The sequence below is a fragment of the Liberiplasma polymorphum genome (genome assembly GCF_043951795.1).
GTDB lineage: Bacteria > Bacillota_I > Bacilli_A > Izemoplasmatales > Izemoplasmataceae > Liberiplasma > Liberiplasma polymorphum.
The window spans coordinates 1-23229 of sequence record NZ_JBIOAG010000031.1 but is presented as its reverse complement, the minus strand read 5'-3'; the positions used below and the strand labels follow the sequence as shown (position 1 = coordinate 23229).

At 32.2% G+C, this 23229-nt stretch carries 18 protein-coding genes and 1 tRNA gene; all 19 read right to left on the bottom strand.

Features of this window, described 5'->3' with window-relative positions:
* Positions 1-13 precede the first annotated feature (13 nt).
* The 19 genes from ACHAJD_RS07565 to ACHAJD_RS07475 all read right to left on the bottom strand — a co-directional run bounded on the left by ACHAJD_RS07565 (position 14) and on the right by ACHAJD_RS07475 (position 23169).
* Positions 14-96 (bottom strand) — tRNA-Leu (locus ACHAJD_RS07565).
* Positions 97-141: 45 nt separating this feature from the next.
* On the bottom strand, positions 142-855 hold the full coding sequence (locus tag ACHAJD_RS07560; RefSeq protein ID WP_435585256.1) for a FadR/GntR family transcriptional regulator: 714 nt from the start codon (positions 853-855) through the stop codon (positions 142-144).
* A 126-nt stretch (positions 856-981) separates the two neighbouring features.
* Positions 982-1197, bottom strand: a complete 216-nt coding sequence (locus ACHAJD_RS07555) for a YgaP family membrane protein (protein WP_435585255.1) — start codon at positions 1195-1197, stop codon at positions 982-984.
* Positions 1187-2557 carry a CoA-disulfide reductase gene (locus tag ACHAJD_RS07550; protein WP_435585254.1) on the bottom strand — a complete coding sequence of 457 codons (1371 nt, stop codon included), beginning with the start codon at positions 2555-2557 and terminating at the stop codon, positions 1187-1189. Before ACHAJD_RS07550 ends, ACHAJD_RS07555 begins: the two co-directional genes overlap by 11 nt.
* A gap of 99 nt (positions 2558-2656) precedes the next feature.
* Positions 2657-4462, bottom strand: coding sequence for an ABC transporter ATP-binding protein (locus ACHAJD_RS07545; protein WP_435585253.1), 1806 nt, complete (start codon positions 4460-4462; stop codon positions 2657-2659).
* A gap of 15 nt (positions 4463-4477) precedes the next feature.
* A complete protein-coding gene (locus ACHAJD_RS07540; RefSeq protein WP_435585252.1) occupies positions 4478-6268 on the bottom strand; it encodes an ABC transporter ATP-binding protein in 1791 nt (596 codons plus the stop codon).
* A 302-nt stretch (positions 6269-6570) separates the two neighbouring features.
* A complete protein-coding gene (locus ACHAJD_RS07535) occupies positions 6571-7443 on the bottom strand; it encodes a 2-oxo acid dehydrogenase subunit E2 (protein ID WP_435585251.1) in 873 nt (290 codons plus the stop codon).
* A 77-nt stretch (positions 7444-7520) separates the two neighbouring features.
* Complete coding sequence (locus ACHAJD_RS07530) at positions 7521-9404, bottom strand: ABC transporter ATP-binding protein (protein WP_435585250.1); 1884 nt, start codon at positions 9402-9404, stop codon at positions 7521-7523.
* Complete coding sequence (locus ACHAJD_RS07525) at positions 9397-11166, bottom strand: ABC transporter ATP-binding protein (RefSeq protein ID WP_435585249.1); 1770 nt, start codon at positions 11164-11166, stop codon at positions 9397-9399. The genes ACHAJD_RS07530 and ACHAJD_RS07525 overlap by 8 nt, the downstream gene beginning before the upstream one ends.
* Positions 11167-11169: 3 nt before the next feature.
* Positions 11170-11775, bottom strand: a complete 606-nt coding sequence (locus ACHAJD_RS07520; protein ID WP_435585248.1) for a TetR/AcrR family transcriptional regulator — start codon at positions 11773-11775, stop codon at positions 11170-11172.
* A gap of 78 nt (positions 11776-11853) precedes the next feature.
* Positions 11854-12366 (bottom strand): DUF2188 domain-containing protein, encoded by a 513-nt coding sequence (locus tag ACHAJD_RS07515; protein ID WP_435585247.1) that lies wholly within the window; start codon positions 12364-12366, stop codon positions 11854-11856.
* 119 nt (positions 12367-12485) lie between these two features.
* Positions 12486-13934 carry an EAL domain-containing protein gene (locus ACHAJD_RS07510; protein ID WP_435585246.1) on the bottom strand — a complete coding sequence of 483 codons (1449 nt, stop codon included), beginning with the start codon at positions 13932-13934 and terminating at the stop codon, positions 12486-12488.
* Positions 13935-14055: 121 nt separating this feature from the next.
* A complete protein-coding gene (locus ACHAJD_RS07505) occupies positions 14056-14877 on the bottom strand; it encodes an aldo/keto reductase (RefSeq protein WP_435585245.1) in 822 nt (273 codons plus the stop codon).
* A 24-nt stretch (positions 14878-14901) separates the two neighbouring features.
* Positions 14902-15798 (bottom strand): tocopherol cyclase family protein, encoded by an 897-nt coding sequence (locus tag ACHAJD_RS07500; protein WP_435585244.1) that lies wholly within the window; start codon positions 15796-15798, stop codon positions 14902-14904.
* Between the two features lie 2 nt (positions 15799-15800).
* On the bottom strand, positions 15801-17111 hold the full coding sequence (locus ACHAJD_RS07495; RefSeq protein WP_435585243.1) for a hypothetical protein: 1311 nt from the start codon (positions 17109-17111) through the stop codon (positions 15801-15803).
* Between the two features lie 85 nt (positions 17112-17196).
* Positions 17197-18975, bottom strand: a complete 1779-nt coding sequence (locus ACHAJD_RS07490; protein WP_435585242.1) for an ABC transporter ATP-binding protein — start codon at positions 18973-18975, stop codon at positions 17197-17199.
* Positions 18976-20754 carry an ABC transporter ATP-binding protein gene (locus tag ACHAJD_RS07485; protein ID WP_435585241.1) on the bottom strand — a complete coding sequence of 593 codons (1779 nt, stop codon included), beginning with the start codon at positions 20752-20754 and terminating at the stop codon, positions 18976-18978.
* Between the two features lie 3 nt (positions 20755-20757).
* Positions 20758-21180 carry a MarR family winged helix-turn-helix transcriptional regulator gene (locus ACHAJD_RS07480; protein WP_435585240.1) on the bottom strand — a complete coding sequence of 141 codons (423 nt, stop codon included), beginning with the start codon at positions 21178-21180 and terminating at the stop codon, positions 20758-20760.
* 153 nt (positions 21181-21333) lie between these two features.
* Entirely contained in the window at positions 21334-23169 is a 1836-nt protein-coding gene (locus tag ACHAJD_RS07475) for a hypothetical protein (protein WP_435585239.1), read from the bottom strand.
* Positions 23170-23229 lie beyond the last annotated feature (60 nt).

Below are 23229 nucleotides of genomic sequence, written 5' to 3'. Positions count from 1 at the left end.
ATTTCTAAGTTAATACCAGCAGTCGGAGTCGAACCGACACGGCCATAGGCCACCAGATTTTGAGTCTAGCGTGTCTACCAATTCCACCATGCTGGCCTATTTAAGATTATAGCATAAAAAAAGAAAATCATAATGATTATATTATGATTTTTTTTGTTTTTTTATCGCTTCATACTGACTTTCTAAATTGTATTCACAGACAAAGGTATCGATAATTTCTTCTAAATGTCTAACAGTATAAATACGTGCTAGATCTTCATCTTTATGAACGATTGCATCATAGATTTGACGGTGTTCTTTGATTCTTTCATAATTGGTAACTTTATTGTAGTTTTCGCGTAGTGCTTTTTGAATAACATCCCACATAATAATGTGAATGTTGTGTAAAAAGCGATTTTTAGAGTACTTAGAAATGAGTAAATGAAACTTTTTGTCTAACGTTAAAAAGTCATCATCTTCTTCTAGATGTTCCATTTCTTCAATGATAGCTTGAAGTTTTCTTACCCCAGATTCAGTAATGTTTTTGGCACATAAAGCAACAGATAAACTATCTAAGGCGCGTCTTATCTCAAGTAGTTCTAAGTAATCAGTATTATGAAGAAGGGTAGGGGTGAAAACACTCAAATAATTTTCATTATTCGGTTTGTTTACGTAAGTTCCGCCACCTTTTTTCTTTTTAACAAGTCCAATGGCGCTTAATTTTTCAATACCAGCGCGTACACTAACGCGGCTAACATTTAAAATTTCACAAAGTTTCGCTTCACTAGGTAAGCGTTCACCTGGTTTGATTTCTCCGCTTATAACTAATTCTTCAATATAATCATAAACGATTTGACTTTTTTGTTTTTTCTTCATGGCAGCACCTCCAATATGTATTATAGCATAGCACAACTAAAAACGGAATAATCTATAATACAACTATATAAACTTTTACCACAATTCTAGCACAATTGCAATAAAAAAACCTCATAAGAGGTTTTATTATTCTTTTGGTGGATTGATTTTACATGTATTAACACCAAATAACTTGTAAAATCCACACCAACCTACAGCTGCAGTGAGTGCTAATATTACAGCCGGTATTAATAGTAACCATGCCCATGTCCATGTATTTGATAAGACAACTGCAATAACAATTAATACAATGGCAATAATGTAACGAATGGTTTGGTCAACTTTACCAACATTATTTTTCATGATTAATCCCTTCTTTCTTTTTTATACATTTAATTTGATTTGTGGCAACTTGAAGTGGATCATAAACGGGTGAAAATGGTGGTGCATAAGCAAAATCTATGTCTGAATATTCTTGAGCTGTTAATTCACTGGCTAAAGCAACTGCAACCGTATTTATACGATGTGCAACCCCTTTATTTCCTAACATTTCAGCCCCTAAGAGTTGACAATTTTCTGTGTGATAGATAAGTTCTATTTCAATTGGGGTTGCATCAGGATAATAGCCAGCACGGTCTTTGGCTGTGATTTTTACTTTATCGTAAGGAATGTTGTGTGCAATGGCTTCAGTTTCACTGATACCTGTACGGGCAATTTCTAAATCACAGACTTTTAAAACGGTTGAACCTAGTACACCATCAAACTGTCTTTTATCCCCTGCAATTTGTTCTGCGATGACTCTTCCTGCCTTGTTCGCATGTGTTCCAAGTGGTACAAATGCATCATAGGTTTTAAGTTGACGATGATAATAACTAACACAATCGCCTGCAGCGTAAATATTATCTATATTGGTTTCCATGTTTTCATTTGTGATGATTGCCCCATTTTTCAAACGTTTAATGGTGGTATCTTTAAGGAATTCGGTATTGGGTTTAATCCCAACGGCTTCAATGACTAAATCTACGTCATAGGCTGCTTTATCGGTAACAACTTTAGATACATTACCTTTACCTTCATAGCCTTTTACAGTTTCTTCTAAATAAATTTGTATATGATTTTTTTGTAAAGTCTTTTTGATTTGATCACTAATAAATGGTGCGAATTTTGTAAGCAATCTTTCTTCACGTTCAATCACGATAATCTCTTTTTCCATAATAAGTAAGTTTTCAGCAACTTCTAAGCCAATATACCCACCACCAATAATGGCAATGCGTTGATTTTTTTTGTCTTGAAGGGCTTTTTTTAAGCGCCTGCCATCTTCTAAACTGTTCAAAGTGTAAATACCTTTTAACGTGTGATTGTCTACTGGAAGTCTAATGGCATGGGCTCCTGTTGCAATCACTAATTTATCATAGGCTACATCAAACGTTTTGTTTATAGCGTTATTGACGACTTTCACTGTATTTTTTGTTTCATCTAACGCAATTACTTCGTGATTAATATATACGTCGATGCCTTGTGATTTGAATTTTTCAACGGTTCTTGCAATAAGGGATTTTTCTTCCTGAATTAAGTCACTTAAAAAGTAAGGTAACCCACAAGCACCATAGCTAACATCAGTTCCTTTTTCAAATACTGTAATTTTAATAGATTCATCCAAACGTTTTAATTTACTAGCCGTACTCATACCGGCTGCGACGCCACCTATTATAACAACATGCATAGAATCACTTCCTCTAACTTTATCATATCATAAACGACGGTTTTGTACACCATTATAGCATAAATAAAGCCAGTGCAAATTGCACTGGCTTTAGGTTTTTTAAGCAGTTTGAAATTGATTGGTGTAAAGTTTATAGTAATGACCTTTTTGACGAATCAATGTTTCATGGGTTCCGCTTTCTAAAATATTTCCATGTTCTAATACTAAAATTTTATCCGCTTTAACAACGGTGGATAGTCTATGGGCAATTACGAAAGTCGTTCTCCCTTTCATAACCGTTTCAATGGCATGTTGTAAGGCTTTTTCTGTTTGTGTATCTACTGAGCTTGTTGCTTCATCTAATATTAAAATCTTAGGGTCTGCAACCAAGGCTCTTGCAAAACTAATGAGTTGTTTTTGACCAACACTGAGTCTTGAACCACCCTCACCAACTTGTGTGTCATAACCTTTTTCAAAGGTTTGAACGAATTGATCTGCTTCTACCATTTTAGCAGCTTTTATAACAGCTTCATCTGTTGCTTCTAAATTTCCATAGCGTATATTTTCCATAATCGTTCCGCTAAATAAGTGTGGCGATTGTAGTACGTAACCAAGTTTATCGTGTAACCAACCAATTGAGCGGTCATTCATTGGACGACCATCTACTAAAATTTGTCCCTCTGTTGGTTCATAGAAACGGCATATTAAGTTAACAATGGTACTTTTACCTGCACCGGTATGTCCTACTAAAGCAACACTTTCACCGCGTTTAACATCTAAATTAAAGTTTTTAAGTACTGTTTCACCTTTTTTATACTTGAATGTAACATTATCAAAGATTACATCGCCATATAAAGGTTCCCAATTTTCTTTTTTAGGGTGATTAAACGTCCCATAATGGGCTAAAACTTCTTCTGTATCTTTAATGTCAGCTTCTTGTTCAATTAATGAAAGTATGCGTTCTGCACTGGCTTGTGCTTGCTGGAATCTTGCTAAAATGTTTGCCAGCTGCATGACTGGTTCAAAAAACTGTCCTACATAACTTACAAATACATAAAGGACACCTGCACTAATAATGCCTGCAGCAACATCCATCCCACCGTAGTAAAATACTAACGCAGTTGAAATAGATGAAATAAACAAGATTGTTGGGAAATAGAGTCCTGCAAATATAACTGCTTTAATTGAGTGTCTTTTCATTCCGAAAGTTAAACGATCGAAATCTTTAAAGTTACTATCTTCTAAGACTAATGTTTTCGTTGTTTTTGCTCCGGTTATACCTTCATTGAATGCACCCGTTATTTTTGAATTTTGCTTACGGATTTGTCTATAAGCTTTTAGGATGCGTTTTCTAAAATAGATGCTTGCATACATAAGTAATGGTAATACGCTTAACGTAATGAGTGCGAGTTTCAAGTTAATAATAAGCATTGCAATCGTGATCCCAATCATCATTAAGAATCCCCAAGTTAAGTCAATTAATCCCCAACTTAAAATATCACTTAGGTTTCTAGAATCACTGGTCATACGTGCCATAATCCACCCTACAGGCGTGCGATCGTAATAAGAAAATGGTAATTCTTGTAATTTTTCAAATGCACTTTTTCTAATCGCATAAGCTAGTTGATTTTGAATTTTACCTGCAGCCATAATAAATACAAATACCATAGAGGCTAAGGTAACGACATAAACTAAATACATTCCGATGAATATAGGCAATTTAGTTAAATCGCCTTTACCGATTATCTCATCAATCGCATAACGATTAATTAATGGGTAAGCAACATCGACGGTTGCAAGTAATACAACCGCAAACAACCCGATAAATAAATATTTTTTTAAAGGAAGCATGTATATAAATATGCGTTTCCATATTTTTAGATCAAACTTCGTGTCGGTATAACTTTCTTCTTCAAAGTAACTCATAGAATCACTTCCTTTCTATTTCTCTTCTTCCATATCAAACAATATTTCTGTTTGAATATCCCAAAGTTCTTTATATAAACCATTTGTATTTACTAGGGAATCATGGGTACCACTTTCAATAATTCTTCCTTCGTCCATAACAATAATATGGTCTGCTTCTTTAGCCGTAACAATACGGTGGGTAATAATAAATACGGTTGTGTTTTTCCAATAACTATTTAGTGCACGTCTGATTTGAATATCTGTTTCTGTATCTACTGCACTCAGTGAATCATCGAAAATAAGGACTGGTTTACTGTCTAACAGCATACGTGCAATCGCAACGCGTTGTTTTTGACCCCCACTTAAGGTTACGCCGCGTTCACCAACTAATGTATCATAGCCTGCTTCAAATCCTAGTATATCTTCATGGATTCTTGCAATACTTGCTGCATTAAAGACTTTATTTTTGTCTGCATTTTTGTCCATGATTCCAATGTTTTCAAAAATTGATTTTGAATATAAGAATGGTTCTTGTAAGATAATTCCTACATGTTTTCTTAACCATTTTTTATTGATTTCTTTAATGTCTTTACCATCAAACAATATACGACCTTCTTGGTTTTCAAGTAGACGCACCATTAAGTTTGTTAATGTGCTCTTACCACTACCTGTTTTACCTACAACGGCAATTGTATTTCCTTGTTTAACTTCAAAACTAATGTTTTTAATTAATGGTTTATCGTCATCTTCAAACTGGAAAGTGACGTTTTCAAACTTTATATGCCCTTTTATTTCAGGAGTTTCTTGTGCATCATCTTCGTGTTCAGTTTTTTGATCCATAATCTCATCGATACGGTCAAGCGATACTGATGCTTTACCGAAATCACCAATTAAACGCCCAAGTTGTCTAAGTGGCCAAACAATCATTCCAACAAGGACTAAGAACGCCATGTATTCTCCAGTATCCATATAGCCCATTACGGTAAAATAAATCCCGAATGAAGCAGTTAAACAGTATTGAATAAAAATTAAAAAGTCTGTAGCACTCCAAAAGTAAGCCATGAGTTTTAATAATTTAAATCCTTCATCACGATAATCTTTAGATGTTTCATCAAATTTGTTTATCTCAAACTGTTCATTAGCAAATGCTTTTACGACACGAATCCCTGTAACGTTTTCTTGTAAAGTCGTTGTCATTTTTCCTTCAGCTTCTTCTACACGTTTAAATACTTTTTTTACGTAAATGAAGTAGATAAAAGCACTGAAGAAAATAATTGGTGCAACTATTAGTGAGATAAATGTTAATCTAATATCCATTCTCGTCATTTGAAACACTGCGAATCCCATTAAAAAGACTAAACGCAATACTTCTATGAGTTGTTCACCGATAAAGTTTTTATAGGTTTCAACATCAGTAGTACTTCTTTGGATTAAATCGCCAGTTTCTGCAGTTGAATGGTAAGAAAACGATAGATTTTGTAATTTGTCATAAATCGTATTACGCATTCTATAAGCGACAGTTTCTGAAAATTTCGCACCTAATACACGATGGCCAAAAAATAATACAACGCGTATAAAGGTAAAAGCGATAGAGAAAATTGCAACTAATATTAGTTGATCTCTCACTGTTTCTGCATAGACTAAGTTTTGAATAACTTGTGGTAATGCAGAATTATTATCATTGAAAATATTGTCAATGATGTGTTGGATAAACAAAGGGGTTAATGTTCTAAAGTATTGTAAAATAAATAAAATAATAACCGCGAAAACGTATAAATGTACGTAACCTTTCATCCATTTTGTAAATTGTTTTGTTCGTTTCATTGTGTTCACCTCTCTTGAAGAAAATATAAAAAGCGCCCCATCTTTCGATAAAAGGCGCTTAAATAACTGTTTTTTTACAAATTAAAAACGTATTATAAACTATCTATCAGTGATGGATTTGCATAACGAAAAAGGGTGGATCTAACCACTTGAATTGCAGGGTATAAGCTCATAATTTTTAACATTGCCATCACCTCTTTCTACATAATTTTAGTATTTTTGCCTTTGCAACATATAAAGTTTATCACGACTTACTTTATTTGTAAACGCTTATTTATAAAAAATAAACAATTTTATAATTTCTATCTAATTTCATCGTCAACAGGAATAACTTCAGGGGGATTAAGTAAGCCCTCAGGTTTTTCAATATACTTTTTAAAACGCTTAATAACAGTCGCCATATAATACCCATCAGAGATGCGTTCATCAATGGCAATTTTAATATCCATTTGTCTTTGTGCTTTAATATTATGATCTTTATCTAATATTACGTTTCGTTTTTTTGTCCCAAACGCAAAAAAGAAACTCGTTGTCCCAAAATCATAAATATGATGATAAATCGGACTAATGCCTAAACTCCCTAAATCCGTAACAAAAGCACTTGAATGAAAAGGACTAGCTTTTGATAAGAATTTCGGTAATAAACGATGATTATCCATTCGGTTTACTAAAAAGATTGCGAATCTTAGTAAACTACCTGGTAAGAAGTTAAATAGTTTTGCTAATTTATCCGTTTGGTTTTTCTCATTTTTTGTTTTACTTTTCAAAATGGCTTCATTGGTTTTATTAATGATATCAATTAAGGTATCTTTTCGGTCGAAATAAATTTTTAATACGGTTTCTTCTCCTTGAAGTGACATTTCTTTTTTTACTGCAAAACTAAAACATAAGTCATTTCTTGCATAGACTTTGCGCCCTTTTACAAAGCGATTAGTTTTTGGATAATCAACCATGGTGCGTAGCATTGCGGCCATGACAACATGTAAAAAGATAATGCGATGCCCTTCTTTTCTTAAAGACTTAATCAGTTTTTCTGCATCTGTTAAGTTAACTGAATCTTCAAAATATACATGTGCATCATAGCGTTTTGGCATAATATACGGGATTAATCTTAATACGGGGTCTTTATGTTTAATGCGTTTGCCATCTCGGCGGTCTAAAAATAATTTTTTCATCAGGCAACCCTCCTAGTATTTATTATACAAGAAAACAGAAAAAATAACCTTGATTTTTTTAATCAAGGTTATTGAATTTAAGCCTCAAACTGTGCTTGATATAAATGATGATAAAATCCTCTGGCTTCAAGTAAACTTTTATGGGTGCCTTCTTCTACAAGTTCACCTTGGTTAATGACAATGATTTTGCTTGCTTTTTCAATCGTTTGAAGACGGTGAGCAATAACAATACTTGTGCGTCCTTTCATCAATGTTTCCATACTTTTTTGAATCTTCGCTTCTGTACGGGTATCAATATTAGAAGTTGCCTCATCAAGAATCAGTAAACTAGGATCTGATAAAATCGTACGTGCAATACTCACTAACTGACGCTCTCCTTGAGAAAAGTTTTGTCCACCTTCAAAGACTAATGTGTCATATCCTTTTGGAAGTTTTGAGATAAAGTCATGCGCATTAGCTTGTTTAGCCGCTTCTATAACTTCTTCTTTTGTTTTGGTGAAATCACCATATTGAATATTTTCAAAAACTGTTCCTTTAAATAATTTCGTATCTTGCAATACCACACCGATACGTTTTCTTAACGCATCCATTTTTAAATCGTTAATCGGAATTCCATCAATCTTAATAACCCCATTTTGAATGTTATAAAAACGATTGATTAAATTAATCGTGGTTGTTTTCCCGCCACCTGTTGGGCCAACGATTGCTATAATTTCACCTTGTTTTGCTTTAAATGAAATGTTTTTTAGCACAAGTGTTTCCTCATTATAACCAAAGCTAACGTTGTCAAACTCAATCGACCCTTTAAAGTGATCAAATGCTTCAACACCGTCATTTTCATACTCACTTGGCGTATCAATCAGTTCAAACACACGTTCTGCACCTGCAACCCCGGCCATTAAAGCATTAAAGAGTTGGCTCAAGTTACTAATAGGCATAATAAACATTCTAGAGTACTGACTTACACCAGAGATTTGCCCTATGGTAATTGCAAGTGGAGAAAATAAATACATGATTGCCCCTACTGAAATAACCACTAAATAAATTAAATTATTCATGAAGTGAATAAACGGCCATAATATTCCTGCATATACTTGTGCTTTAAAGCCTGCTTCTCTTAATTTATCATTTTCATGTTTGAACTCTTCGCTAAAGGCGCGCTCTTGTCCATAAAGTTTAACGGCTTTTAATCCAGTGATATTTTCTTCGATGATACCATTTAAACTCGCAAGATAAATTTGTTGGTCTTTAAAGCCTGTACGGGTTCTTTTTGAGATGAATATGGTAAATTTTATCATAAACGGAATAAATAATAAGACAATGATCGATAAAACCCAGTTTAAGATAAACATGTAAATAACTGAACCTACTAATACAATTGAACTATTAATGACTTCTAAAACCGATTGTGCAAGTGATGCATTAATAAGTTCTACATCATTAGAAATACGGCTTACAGTATCCCCTGAACCTTTTTCATCGTAATAAGAAAGCGGGGCTTTAAGTAGTGAATCAAAAGCATCCTGACGGATTTTTTTGATGACACGCTGACTAATGACTGCCATAACATAACGTGATAAAAATCTAATAAAACTGTTTCCTAATGCAATCGCTAAAATAAATAGCGCTATTTGTAAAATCTCATCATACCTACCCGGAATGATATAAGTATCAATAGCATCAGCAAATAAAAACGGAATCATTAAGTTAAAGAATGTTGCGCCCATTGTTAAAAGGGCAACGACAATAATCCAATATTTATAAACCCCTAAATAGCCTATTAGTCTAAAAACCGTTTTGCGAATATTTTTGGGTTTTTCAAATCCCATAGGGCGGCCTCCGCGCATACCGCCACCTCTAGAACCACCTCTGATGGCTTTATTTTTTTGATCGTCATCAAAAAAAGCAGTAGCTGAATTTTCCTTAAGTTCTTTTTTTGACAGTAGTTTAAAATCACGCATGATCTACACCCCCAATATTAAGCTGGGATTTTGAGATTTCTTGGTATACTTTACTTTGTTTTAGTAATACGTCATGCGTTCCAAATCCATCAATTTGTCCTTCATTGTTTAAAACAAGAATCTTATCCATTCTTCTTACAGTAGAAACTTTTTGTGAGATGCATAGAAGTGTTGGATTATAACTTAATGCGTTAATGGCGTTTAATATTTTACGTTCACTTTGTAAATCAACAGCACTGGTTGCATCATCTAAAATTAAAATAGCTGGTTTCCTTATGAGTGCTCTTGCAATAGAAATACGCTGTTTTTGTCCGCCGCTTAAATTAGATCCTTTTGATTTAACAATATAGTTAAAATACGCTTCATTACTTTCTACAAAATCATAAATTAGTGCATCTTTAGAGGCTTGTTCTAATTGGTTTAAATCTGCTCCAAGATTACCTTGTAAAATGTTTGTTCCAATCGAACCACTAAATATAATCGCATTTTGTGTCACAAAACCAATTTCATTTCTTAATGTTTCAATGTCTAGTGTTTTAATAGATTCTCCATCAAGTAACACTTGACCGTTTAATGTGTCATATAATCTTGGAATTAATGAAACCAAAGAGCTTTTACCGCTTCCAGTAGAGCCAATAATTCCGATTTTTTCACCCGTTTTTATCGTAAAAGAAACATTTTTTAATACCAAGTTGCCATTATCACCATAGCCAAAATCTACAGAATCAAAGGTGATATTCCCTGATAATTTAATTTTTTTAGCATCTGGGGCGTTTGTTAAGTCAATTTCAGCATTAAAGATTTCATTAATACGTGCCGCAGAAACATCCGCGCGTGAAATGAAGATCATCATAAACGCAAACATCATTAATCCAATCAAAATTTGTTGGCTATATGAACTAAATGCCATGAGTAATCCTACTCTTGGTTCGCCTAGCTCATTAAAGAAGCTTGGATTACCTTGATTTAAATAATAAGCCCCAAAAATTAATATTAAAGCCACACCTAGATTAAAGATCATATTAATAATTGGTTCTGCAAAGGCCATAACGGTTTCGGCACTTGTGTTAATTTTACGGTAATTTTCATTAACTTTATTAAACTTACCTTTTTCATAAGGTTGAGAAACAAATGATTTTATAACTTGAGGAGCATTTGAATTTTCTAAAACGACATTATTTAAATCATCTAATGCCATTTGAACTTTTTTGAATTTAGGATAGGCAAAAAGCATGATAATTATGATAGAAACAATAAGCAACGGAATCGTTATAAAAAATACGTTCGATAACTCAATGCTTGTTGTAATCGCTAAGAATAAACCAAACATAACCATAAGGGGTGCTCTTATAATCATTCTTAGTAAAAAAGTAAAAAACATTTGAACACGGACAATATCGTTTGTCGCATTTGTAATTAAGCGACTTGTTTTAAATTCATCAATATTTTTAAATGATAACGTTTGGATTTTATTAAACAAATCTAGCCTAAGTTCAGCGGATGCATGTTGGGAAATATATTGTGAACTATAGGTATTCACAATCCCACCTGCCATACCTAGTAAAGCCAATCCAAGCATAAATAAACTTAACCATAACACCATGTTAAGATCGTTTGAAGGCAGAGCAATATCAATAATATCTTTCATAATAAAGGGAATATAAAAGCCTACAAACACTTGAACAAGCATCGCAATAATGGCGATACTCATATGTTTTTTATATGGTAGTGCATATCGAAGTAGTTGATTAATATTGCGCATAGTTTAAAACTCCTTTAACCCTTTACGAATTATTGTAATGAACCAAAGATACTCTTCTTTAGCTTGTTCTAAAGTGATACGTTCTTTCATAATACGTTGAATATATTGCATTTTAACTTGATTGATGTGGGTATATAATGGGGTGATTTTTTCTGTATCAATCGATTGCAGTTCTGTTAAATCAAGATGATTAATAATTTGGTGATAAAATGCTTCTCTTCTTTTTAGATAACTATTAAAATCAACCGTATAACTTGAACTTTGTGAAAAAAACTTATGAACGATTTTTTGATGGGGTGAAGATTCTAAAAATGTATAATCTTTTTCTAAAGCATTTTCTAAATAATCAAAAAAAGGTATCGCTGCATCTTCAACTCTACTGAGTACAGTCTGTTCAAATGCTCTTAAAGAATAATCAACTAAATATTTAAACACATCTTCTAAATCTTCAAAATACTGATAAAAACTCCCACGTGGAATCGATGCATATTTAACAATATCAGAAACGGTAATTTTTGTCATAGGTTTATCCAAAAAAGCTTTTTGAATGGCTAAAGTAATCGCTTCTTGTTTAACGTTTGATAAATTAGTAAAGGTTTCTTTTGGCACAAATATCTCCCCTTTTTATGACAAAGTGTCACTTATATGACTAAAAAGAAAACCTACTAAGTAGGTTCACTTAAATACTTACTTTGGTGTACCGTCAGCTTTATAAACAGTTACTTCAAGGTCATTTTCTTTTGCAAAATCGATGGCTTCTTTTTGAGTATCAAACACGCGATAAGCGCGGTTTGCACCCTCAGCAATAATTTGCCAACCTTTAGCATGTTTTTTAATATTATACGCTTTAGATGGTTCTTCTTTTGAACTTGAATCTGCTGGTTTTTCTTTAGCTAAAGTAGCCTCAGGTGCTTGATCTACAGTTTCTTTTGAATCTTGTAAATTAGCCGCACGATTAACTACTTCTTCTTCGTCAGCACTAAATATTTGTTGGCGTTTTGTGCGTTCAGGTTTGATTTGACTTGGTTCAAGTTGCTCTACTGTACGTATGTCTTTTTCCACTTCTTCAAGTGAAACAGTTCTTACATCTTCTTTTAATCTTTCTTGTTGTTCAGCATTTTTAGCGAGTACTTGATCTTTGTTTTCATCTAAATTATCTTGTTTTTTCTTCTTACCAAATAATTTTGACCACAATCCCATTTCTTACACCTTCTTTTTTTATATTTATAATAATTTAAGCTCTTAATTATAGATATAATACCATATACAGCGCCATTAATCAATTTATTGACCTATAAAATTATAAAGAAAACGCTTGTTTAATTTTGTTTTTGTAAAAGATTTATCACCGATTGCTCAGATAATGCACGATAAAAATAGTAACCTTGAATGTACTTAATATTTAATTTTCTTACAAAATCAAAGTCCTCTTTATTTTCTACACCTTCAACAATTACATCTAAATCAAAGGTTTTTGATAACCCTACCATGGCTTCTACAATTTTTTGATAACGAGGATTTGTCGATATACCCATGATGAACTCACGATCAATTTTAATTTTGTCTAGTTGATTTTGTGATAAACGGATCATTGATGAATAACCTGAACCAAAATCATCTACTGCTACTTTAAATCCAAAGGATTGTAGTCGCGTAATAAAACTTGATTCTAATATAAAATCTTCAGGTGAATAAGTTTCAGTAAACTCTATAGTGATTCTTGCAGGGTTTACATCTAATAACTGTGCTTGTTCTACAATAAAATCAACGAACTCAAGATTTTTAATTTCTTTGGTGCTAATATTAATCGACATAAACTCTATATTAAAATTCAGTTTTTCTAATCGTTTAAATGCTTCAAATGATTCTTGAATAACGAACCGATCAATTTCTTCTATTAAATGATATTTTTCAGCGTAATTGATAATATCTTGTGGGTAGTATATTTTATTTTTATGATTTACACGTATTAACGATTCTAATCCGATTACTTTTAACGTATCACCATTTATAATGGGTTGATATTCTAAATAAAACCCACGTTCTTTTAATGCGTCTTTAATAAGTCTAAATGTTGAAAAAGCTTCATTGTTTTTTCTTTTGATTATACGAGAATATCCCATAATCTGATCTTTACCGAAGCTTTTTGCTTCTTGTAAGGCGAGTTCACTTTTTAACAAACAATCTTGGAAACGGGGATTTTTTTCATTTATATGATACTTACCAACTGACATCGTAATTTTTATGGTATGAACACTTGCTGTATAAGGTTCTTTTAATACTCTCATTAATTTTTTAGAAAATATATCTTGTTCATCTGCAGAAGATGGATATAAGACAATAAAGTGATCAGAATGCACACGATACACCGTATGAAAAGGTGTAATAAGCGTTTTTAAGCGGTTTGCGAATTCATATAAAATACGATTAGCTAGTTTGTGTCCTAATAAATCGTTATAATTTTTAAAGTTATCAATATTTAAATAATACATTGTTACATCTTGATCGAAGGTGATTAAGATGTCATTAAAATTTTCTCTTAAATAGGTTAAATTCTTGATTTCGGTTAACTCATCATCATAAAGCATTTTCTTAAAAGTAATCGTTAAACGTTTACGATTTCTTAAGAAAAAATAAAGCGCAGTAAAAAATACTAACACAAAAAATGCGGTTAATAAAATGACAGTGCCTATGGATACGGTAGTTAAAAGATTAATAAATGACGTTAAGTTTAAATAAAAAAGTGGTATTGCAAATGAATTAATCATGTTGTCACTCCTAGAGTTGTCTATAGCAAATTTCCCCTACCTATAATTATAAATGAAATGATTTGAAAGTAAAGTAAAGTTCAATATATAAATAGAAAAAAACACCAGTTTAAACTGGTGTTTAAAAATCAATGTTGTCAGGTTCTGGAAATAGTTTTCTCGCTTTATTAAATGTACGTAATACCTTCATATCTTCTTCATCAATTTCGAAGTCAAATACGTTTAGATTTTCATCAATTCTTGATGGAGTGATTGACTTTGGAATAACAATGATTTCTTTTTGAATTAAATATCTTAAAGCAATTTGAGGGACTGATTTCTTATATTTTTTTGCGACGGCTTGCATTTTTTCATCATCAAGTAATTCTTTTATATGATGAGACAAAAATGGTGCGTATGCTTCTAAATAAATGCCGTTTTTCATACAGAATTCTTGTAATTTGACATTTTGCAAATACACATGACATTCAACTTGATTTATTTGCGGCATAATCTCAGCAGTTTCCATCAGATGTTCTAGATGGTGGAAGTTAAAATTTGATACACCAATCGCTCTTGTGTAACCATCATAATATAGCTCTTCTAATGCTTGATATGAGTCGCGTGTTTTTTCATAACTTTGTGGCCAATGAATAAGATATAAATCAACATAATCTAATCCTAAACGCTCTAATGACTTCATTAAAGCTCGTTTTGTGTTTAAATAACCCTGATTCACATTCCATAACTTCGTTGTAATAAACAGTTCTTCTCTTTTAATCCCAGAATCTTTAATTGCACGGCCTATTTCTTCTTCGTTTCCATAAGCTTGTGCGGTATCAATATGTCTATACCCATTTTTTAATGCATGTAATGTGGCTTTATACGCATCCTCATCCTTACTTCTAAAGGTTCCTAATCCGATGATAGGCATTTCAACCCCATTATTTAAAATAACTTTCATTGTATCGCCTCCGTAAATATTATATCACAACTTTTTTTGATACATCCACTCAAAGCCAGCATAATGGCTTTCGGATTCAAACACTAAAGATTTATCTTCATAAAAAGTTAACTTAAAGATAGATTCAACACTTTCTAATACATCTAAGTTCATATTGCCATAATCACTTGGTCCTACTAAAACAACAGGATTTTTTTGCCTAGTTAAAATAATTAATTTAAAATTGCCTTTTGTGATTATAAACTCGACATGTTCTCCTATTTCGTTAATTTTGCATTTTGCAAAATTATACGTACCAAAAGCATACTCTTTATCTTTGTAATGAAGGATTACAAAAAACCCGAATTTTTTAATTAGTAAAGTGGGGACATACCCACCTGCAAGTGTAAATGCAAGGGGTTCACTGAAATGATTGGCTTGAAGCCAAAACCATTTTTTAGGAAATCTTTTACCATATGTTTTTTCCATATACCCTTTACCATCAATGGTTATTGTTTCATTGTTTTTTGTAATGGTTCCATTAACTGTTGCGTCTAAGTAAATAACTTCTTGATAACATTCAAGGGGGAATTTAGCTAAGTACCCCATGGCACTTTCTTTTTTTAGTAAATCTTGATTACTGATATTTAAATCAATGATTAAGTCTTTATATTGTAAAAAAACCTTGTTTAAAGACAAGGTATTTTTTCCGATAGATACGGTATTATTTATGAAATTAAACTCAGTTTCATCCATTTTTATATAGGTGTTTTCTTGGATAACTTGATCAAATATTTGAATGAACGCATGTGGATCTTTTTCGTATCGCGTTACTGCAAAAATTAGGGCTAAATTAATATTATTTTTAATATCAGTGACTCTAAAATACCAGCCTTCAAAATAGTTTGAACTTTTAAGCCCTTGATAATTAAAATTTTTCATGTTTACACTTCTTCCACTAAAGGTTTTTTTGAATCCGCTTCTTTAGTATCATCTGTTGTGTCTTCAGACGGGGTCATTTCTTCTTGAAGGGACTCTTCATCGCTTACTAATTTCTTTTTTTCTTCACTAGATTCTTTATCGCTTATAGGTTTCTTTTCTTCTTGAGGAGAAATTTCTTCACTATCAAGCGTTTCTTGATCGATTGGCACTTCATCATCTATTACAGTTACCTCTTCATCTAAAGGGGCTTCATCAATGATTTCTGTCGATGGTGCAATTGCGGCTAACTCATCATTATTTTTACCGAATTTTCTTTTTAATAGCGCGATTATAAGTATGATATCAAACCAATAAAGGGTCAGTGGTGCCAACACATAAGACCATGCAGAATGTTTTGCGTATTCTCTTATGCTTAACCATAACAGTACATGGAATAAGCCTAAAGTAATTAATACATAAGGAATTTCACTCGTAACAACTCCAAATGCATATAAAACGATTGAGGCATAATAGACGTGTAAAATAGCTAAAAATAAAACAAGTCTGGTTGTTCCTAAAAGACGTTCTGATTTATGAATATAATTTACAATGTCTTTTGTCTTACTTCTAAAGCCTTCTGAATCTTGGCTTCGAACAATGGCTTGGCCATGATCAACCATAATAATATGAATGTTCTTTTTGAAAAGGGCATCTTCAAATTTACTAGCAGTTTTATACGTATCAAGATGACATTTTGCGAGTTCATAAGTATTTTTTTTGATGGCAAAGAAGTAATAGTTTGCATTATTTTTTTCTAAGTTCATATCTTTATATAAATCAAAATAAATGGATGGTGCATCTTTAACGCCTTTACGTTCAACGACTTCTTTTACAGAAAATAATTGATGTTCAACTAGATTATTAGCCATGAAATCGATGGTTTTTACTTTACGAACTTCATTAACGCCATCCATAAAAAGTAAAAATTCACTATCCATCAAAGGATAGGCTAGTTGATAGGCTTGAGATTGGATTTCAGTGATATGTTTAATGCTTCTTGGGTTAAACTTTGTTTCAAGGTTTTCAAACTTCAGTTGATGTTTCTTAAAAACGTCTTCATCGATCGCTTGGTTTACATTAATAAAAATAAAATCATGGTGACTCGATTTAGCTATTTCAAACAAACGTTCTAACGACTCGTTATGATAACGTATAACTACAGCAACCGAAAAACGATGATTATTTTTGTAATATAAAAAACAAAAACGACGATTTTTAAGATTATGATCCAAAATCAGTAAAGCAAGCAATGCGAATATGATTAAGTGTATCATATGTATTCACCCCCACACTTTAAAATTATTATACAATAAATAAAATAAAAGCACAATCATACGACTGTGCTTTATTTAGCGGTTTTTATGCTTCTTGATCTTGATACTGTAATTGATATAAGTAATGATAATGTCCTTTTTGTTTTAATAACTCTTGATGTGACCCTTTTTCAATGATTTTACCGAGTTGTAAAACAATAATTTGATCCACATGTTGGATCGTGGATAAACGATGGGCAACGATAAGCATTGTCCCAATATTCATCATTTTTTTAAGTGATTCTTGAATGAGTTGTTCTGTTTCAGTGTCAATATTTGAGGTTGCCTCATCTAAAATCATGATTCTTGGTTTATGCACAAGTGTTCGTGCAAATGACATAAGTTGTCTTTGTCCTGCAGAGAAATTATTGCCTCTTTCTCGTACTTTTTCATCATATTTTTTTGGAAGTTTTTCGATGAATCGATGGGCGTTAACATACTTACATGATTCAATCATTTCTTCATCTGTAATATCTTCACTTCTAAGTTTTATATTACTCGCTACTGTCCCGCTAAACATAAATACATCTTGTAACATTTGGCCAATAAACGAGCGTAAACTCGACATTTTTATATTCTTAATGTTAATACCATCAAGAAAAATATCGCCTTTTTGAATATCATAGTTTCTAGTTAAAAGTGCTAAGATTGTTGTCTTACCTGCACCAGTCGCACCGACAAATGCAACACTTTCTTTTGCATTTACTTTAAAACTTACATCACGCAATACCCATTCATCACCTTTATAGGCAAACCAAACATTTCTAAACTCGATTTCACCTTTAACATCATCTAATGTGATGGCATCTTCAACATCAAGTACATTCGGATGAGAGTCTAAAATTGCAAAAATACGTTCGCTTGATGCAAAAGCAGATTGTAAGATATTAAACTGTTCTGCAAGTTGTTGAATTGGTTCAAAGAAACGGCCTAAATACTGATGAAATGCGATGAGCATCCCTACAGTAATGACACCTTCTAATACGCTAATACCACCAAAATAAAATATTATAATGGTTGCAATCATGTAAAGTAAGTACATGGTTGGTCTATAGATTGCAAAGACCAACAATTCTCTCATAAAGCTCTTTTTAAGTTTTGTGTTTTGTTCATTAAATGCATTGTACTTACTTTCTTCTTGATTAAATATTTGTACGATTTTCATGCCTGATAAATGTTCTGCTAAGAACCCATTTAGTCTAGACATATTTGTACGTACAGTTCGGTAAGCTTTTCTTGAAAAGCGTCTAAATACAAATGAGAAGATAACAATAAAAGGTACCACAATTAGCACAAGTAAAGTAAGCGATGCATTGAGAATAAACATAACTGTTAATATCCCAATAAGCATAAATAAATTTCTAAATACTGAGACAATAACACTCGTATACATTTCATTTAATGTGTTCGTATCATTGGTTACCCTAGTAACAAGTTTTCCTGTTGGGACTTTATTGAAGTATTCAATATCTTGAAATTCTAAGTGCGTAAAGATTTCTTCACGGATATTGTATATAATGCTTTGTCCTGTTTTTTGTAAGATAATTGTTTGTAAATAGTTAAACAATGCACTTAAGGAAACAGCTCCTACAAAAATTCCTAAGTATATAAATAATCGTGGGAAATCTATACTAGTTCCAATGACTTGATCAATTGCTTGTCCGATGATATAAGGTTCTACTAATGCAAATCCAACTGAAATTAACATCAGTACAAGTGTAAGAATAAATGCTGGTAAATAAGGAATGGCATATTTTAATAAACGGACGATAATTTGACTGTCTTTATACTTATTTAACCTTGAATCTGTATCAATATCAAACATCTACGCCACCTCCACTTCATCTTCTAGTTGTTGTCTACGTACCATGTCAATATAATATTCGCAACGGCTTAATAGTTGATCATGTGTCCCTACATCAACGATTTTTCCTTCGTCAATAACAATAATTTGATCGGCATTTTTAACCGTTGAAATACGGTGAGCAATCATAAGGGTTGTTTTACCTTTACGAATGGATTTTAGATTTTTAAGAATCTTTTCTTCTGTACTAGTATCTACTGCGCTTACTGAATCATCCATGATTAAAATAGGCGGTTCTTTTGCGAGTGCTCTAGCAATACTAACACGTTGTTTTTGTCCACCACTTAACGTTACTCCACGTTCACCAATTATCGTTTGATAACCATGTTTAAATTGAATGATATTGTCATGGACATCTGATAATTTTGAAACAAGTTCAATTTTATCCATGTGAGAATCATCTCTACCAATACCTAGTGAGATATTATTTCTTATCGTATCAGAAAATAAGAAGCCATCTTGGGGAACATACCCTATACTTTCTCTTACTTTTTTAAATGGCAAGTTCATAATATCAATACCATCAATGAGTAGTTGATTTTCTTCAACATTATAAATGCGTAATAATAAATCAACAACACTGGTTTTACCACTACCTGTTCTTCCTAAAATCCCCACGGTTTGTCCTTTTTTAATTTTAAAGGAGACGTCTTTTAAGACATTTTCTTCCCCGTCAGGATAACGGAAGTTTAAGTTTCTAAATTCAATATCGCCTTGAATTTCTTCAATATCGATAACATCTTTATCTTGAATATCGATGGGTTCATCTAATATTTTATTAATACGTTCTAAACTCGCTTTCCCTTGTGAGCGAACATTAATAATCATACTTAAAGCCATCATCGGCCATATAAGCATTCCAAAGTATGAAATAAAGGCAACTAAATCACCGGGTGTAAATCGGTCTGCACCTAAATCTCTTGTGGTATCAATTAAGTTAGCACCATAAGCAATAATTAAAACGAATACTAAACTTACAATTAACCCCACTAATACTTGTAAAATGGTTGCCATTCTAACAAAGGCTATATTTTTATCTTTAGCGTTTTTATTTGCTCTTAGGAAGGCTTTAATTTCGTTTCGTTCTTTAACGAATGCTTTAATAACACTAATCCCTGAAAAACTTTCTTGTGTAAAATCACTTAAGTCTTCAAAAGCTTTTTGACTGGCTTTAAATCTTCTTCTCATACGGTTACCTAAAATCATACCTAGTGTACTAATTAAAACTAAAGGTAACACTAAAATGAGGGTCATGCGTAAATCCAGTTGTGCCATTCGGTAAAATGTTAATGTTCCTAAAAACAATGCATCAACAAACATAACCATACCTGGTCCAATTGCACGTCTTACAGCTTCTAAATCGTTCGTGAAATGGGCCATAAGTCCGCCAACTTTTTTCTCTGAATAAAAGCGATTAGACAATTTTGTTGTGTGATCAAACATTTCATTTCTTAAATCGTAATCGATACGTCTTGAGGCCCCAATGATTCCAAATCGCCAAAAGAAACGTCCTAAAACGATAAAAATCGTTATAAACGCAAGGTTTTTAATGATATCAATTAAGAACGTTCTATCTGTATCACCAGAAAGTGCGCGTTCTTCTAACGTGTTAACAAGCGTTCTTGTAATCAATGGAATTTCTAATTGAAATAAATCCACAATAATTAATGCAATTACTCCTAAAATGAAAAAATGTGCATACTTTAAATAATATTTATTAATACTTTTACCAAAAATCATGATTTACACCTGCCCTATTTTGTCAAACATACCTTGTAGTATTTGCAGTTCTTCTTTAGTTAACTTGGCAAATATTTTCTCAACAGCGCGCTGACTTTCTAATTTATTTGAATTTGCAAGAGTTTTTCCTTGCTCGGTTAAAGAAATATATGAAACACGTCCATCGGTGTCACATTTTCTTTTGTTTATAAGTCCTGTATCTTCGAATCTTTTAATCATTTCAGTAACCGTTGGTTTGGATAGTTGAAATAAATCAGCTAGTTCTCCCATTGTTACTTCATTCTTTTGATCAATCATCTTTAAATAACGGAATTGTTTATCCGTTAATAGTTCAATATTATCAAGCTCTGTATAAATTTCTTTACATGAATCAAAATACATTTTCAAGAATTTATTAAACGATAATCGAAACAATTCTTTATCCATCATTCCACCTCTTTAACTAGTTAGTTAGGCTTTACCTAATTAATTATATCGTATTCCGTTTTTTTTTCAATAGATTTTGCATTAAATCGTTGTAATTGTATATGATACGCCTTTAATACTAGTTATTACAGTAAAAAGAAGGGTTTCCCCTTCTTATGTTTTTCTTTTAATTACAAAATATACTGTGATTGAAACCATTATCGTTAACGATGCAATAACATAATAATATGTATAACTTGGAGGGTCTTGTGGCACAACGATATGAAGCATAATTGTTTCGATTATTTTTTCACCTTGTGCGTTGATAAGTTCAACATCCACAGATTGTTTACCCACCACTGTAAAGTCTATTTCGCTTATTAATTCAAGCTCTACAGGATTGTAAGCTTGGATGTTTGGCATGCTTAATAAAATTGTGAATAGTTCATGATTACTTAGTGTCGAACCTAGTTCAAGTGTAATATTTGCACCAAATGTAAAATTAGGCGCTTGATCATCAACCACTTGAATAAAGAAGGTGTGGGTTGTAAAGTTACCTGAATAATCGTTTAATTTATAAACAACTTTATATAGTCCTGGATTCGACTGATTAGGTGTATAACTATCGTATATTTTTTCTAAATCATGATGATTTAAATCGTCATAATTATCAAGTATTGACAGTTGTGATTTAATCCATGCTAAATCTAATGCTTGTGTGTATGAAATTTCATAGTAACGTTGTCCTAAAATAACCGGCTTTATATCATCTATGATTGTAACTGATACTTGGTAAGTAGTTTCGTTACCTGAAGTGTCTGTTGCTTTTAAAATCATAGTGTATTGACCTAAGCGATTAAGTTCATCTATGAACGTATGACTATCTATGATTATAACAGGGTTTAAATCATAGTTATCAGTAACTTCATAAAAACTCAGTAAATCATTAATCATTAATCCTTGCGATAAACTAATCGTCAATGACGTGTCGCCAGTGATAACTGGTGCAACCGTATCTTCAACCATAATGTTAATGGTCTTTTGGGTTTTGTTTAATGAACTATCTGATATTTCAATTGTGACTTGTTTTAGACCTATTGAATTTTTGTGTCCTGAATAATAGTCATCTAAGATCACATACTCGAATAATTCTTTATCATAATCATCATAGAAACTATAATGTTGTTCTATAATTTCTTCTAAATTTGGTGGCATATCTACATCTACATAAACAGTGTCTGGTCCTGTAATAATTGGAAGAATCTCGTCTTTTATAATAATCACTAAAGAAAACTGTGTTTTATTATGACTACTATCTTCTACTTCAAGGAGCACTGTATGTTCTCCTACTTTACCGATATTATCTGAGTAGTGATCTTCAATTATTTTTATATCACTCGTTAAGTCGCCATCAATATCGTCATAAGCTGAAATATTTTCACTAATAATTGTCTCAAGACTTAATAGACTCGTATAACTCGTAATAAAGTAGCCTTGACCTTGAAAAACCGGTGGGGTTTCATCCGCTATTTCTTGACCAATGTAGGCTTCATAGTTTGTTCGCTTTGTCCCTGCTTCAAGTTGCATTTCTTGATGCCAATAACCGTTATCAAATGATCCTGCTATCTCCTCACCATAAAAATCAATATAAACACCACTACTGAGTGCTGATGTGGTGAAGGTACACGAGATAATTTGATCAATATAACTACAAATATCATGGGTGCTACTAGTAAAATCAAAATAGTCACCGTATTCATCAAATGCCCTAATTCTTCCAGTGTCATAGGCTAAATCATATTCAAAATAGCTTACATGCATGCTAAATGTATATGTCATATTTGGTTCTAGTGGAATTTTACGAAAGGCTAAGATGCTATGACCGTCTTTTTCAAATAATGCTGGATTAAATAAGTTTTTTCCAATGGGTTCAGTGTTTTCTGCTTTCAGTGGCACAGTTAATGCTAAAAGACTAATTATTATCAAAATGCTTACTATAATTTTTTTCATTTATTCACCTCAAACTTATCATTCGAGTGATTCTGCTTTTTTTCTTTTTTTAAAAAAAAT

Excerpts from the sequence above, each read along its gene's own strand:
- ACHAJD_RS07550 (WP_435585254.1), bottom strand. The coding sequence starts at position 2,557 with ATGCATGTTGTTATAATAGGTGGCGTCGCAGCCGGTATGAGTACGGCT.
- ACHAJD_RS07480 (WP_435585240.1), bottom strand. The coding sequence starts at position 21,180 with ATGGATAAAGAATTGTTTCGATTATCGTTTAATAAATTCTTGAAAATG.
- ACHAJD_RS07525 (WP_435585249.1), bottom strand. The coding sequence starts at position 11,166 with ATGCGCAATATTAATCAACTACTTCGATATGCACTACCATATAAAAAA.
- ACHAJD_RS07510 (WP_435585246.1), bottom strand. The coding sequence starts at position 13,934 with ATGATTAATTCATTTGCAATACCACTTTTTTATTTAAACTTAACGTCA.
- ACHAJD_RS07485 (WP_435585241.1), bottom strand. The coding sequence starts at position 20,754 with ATGATTTTTGGTAAAAGTATTAATAAATATTATTTAAAGTATGCACAT.
- ACHAJD_RS07505 (WP_435585245.1), bottom strand. The coding sequence starts at position 14,877 with ATGAAAGTTATTTTAAATAATGGGGTTGAAATGCCTATCATCGGATTA.
- ACHAJD_RS07540 (WP_435585252.1), bottom strand. The coding sequence starts at position 6,268 with ATGAAACGAACAAAACAATTTACAAAATGGATGAAAGGTTACGTACAT.
- ACHAJD_RS07555 (WP_435585255.1), bottom strand. The coding sequence starts at position 1,197 with ATGAAAAATAATGTTGGTAAAGTTGACCAAACCATTCGTTACATTATT.
- ACHAJD_RS07530 (WP_435585250.1), bottom strand. The coding sequence starts at position 9,404 with ATGCGTGATTTTAAACTACTGTCAAAAAAAGAACTTAAGGAAAATTCA.
- ACHAJD_RS07500 (WP_435585244.1), bottom strand. The coding sequence starts at position 15,798 with ATGAAAAATTTTAATTATCAAGGGCTTAAAAGTTCAAACTATTTTGAA.
- ACHAJD_RS07560 (WP_435585256.1), bottom strand. The coding sequence starts at position 855 with ATGAAGAAAAAACAAAAAAGTCAAATCGTTTATGATTATATTGAAGAA.
- ACHAJD_RS07545 (WP_435585253.1), bottom strand. The coding sequence starts at position 4,462 with ATGAGTTACTTTGAAGAAGAAAGTTATACCGACACGAAGTTTGATCTA.
- ACHAJD_RS07475 (WP_435585239.1), bottom strand. The coding sequence starts at position 23,169 with ATGAAAAAAATTATAGTAAGCATTTTGATAATAATTAGTCTTTTAGCA.
- ACHAJD_RS07495 (WP_435585243.1), bottom strand. The coding sequence starts at position 17,111 with ATGATACACTTAATCATATTCGCATTGCTTGCTTTACTGATTTTGGAT.
- ACHAJD_RS07515 (WP_435585247.1), bottom strand. The coding sequence starts at position 12,366 with ATGGGATTGTGGTCAAAATTATTTGGTAAGAAGAAAAAACAAGATAAT.
- ACHAJD_RS07535 (WP_435585251.1), bottom strand. The coding sequence starts at position 7,443 with ATGAAAAAATTATTTTTAGACCGCCGAGATGGCAAACGCATTAAACAT.
- ACHAJD_RS07490 (WP_435585242.1), bottom strand. The coding sequence starts at position 18,975 with ATGTTTGATATTGATACAGATTCAAGGTTAAATAAGTATAAAGACAGT.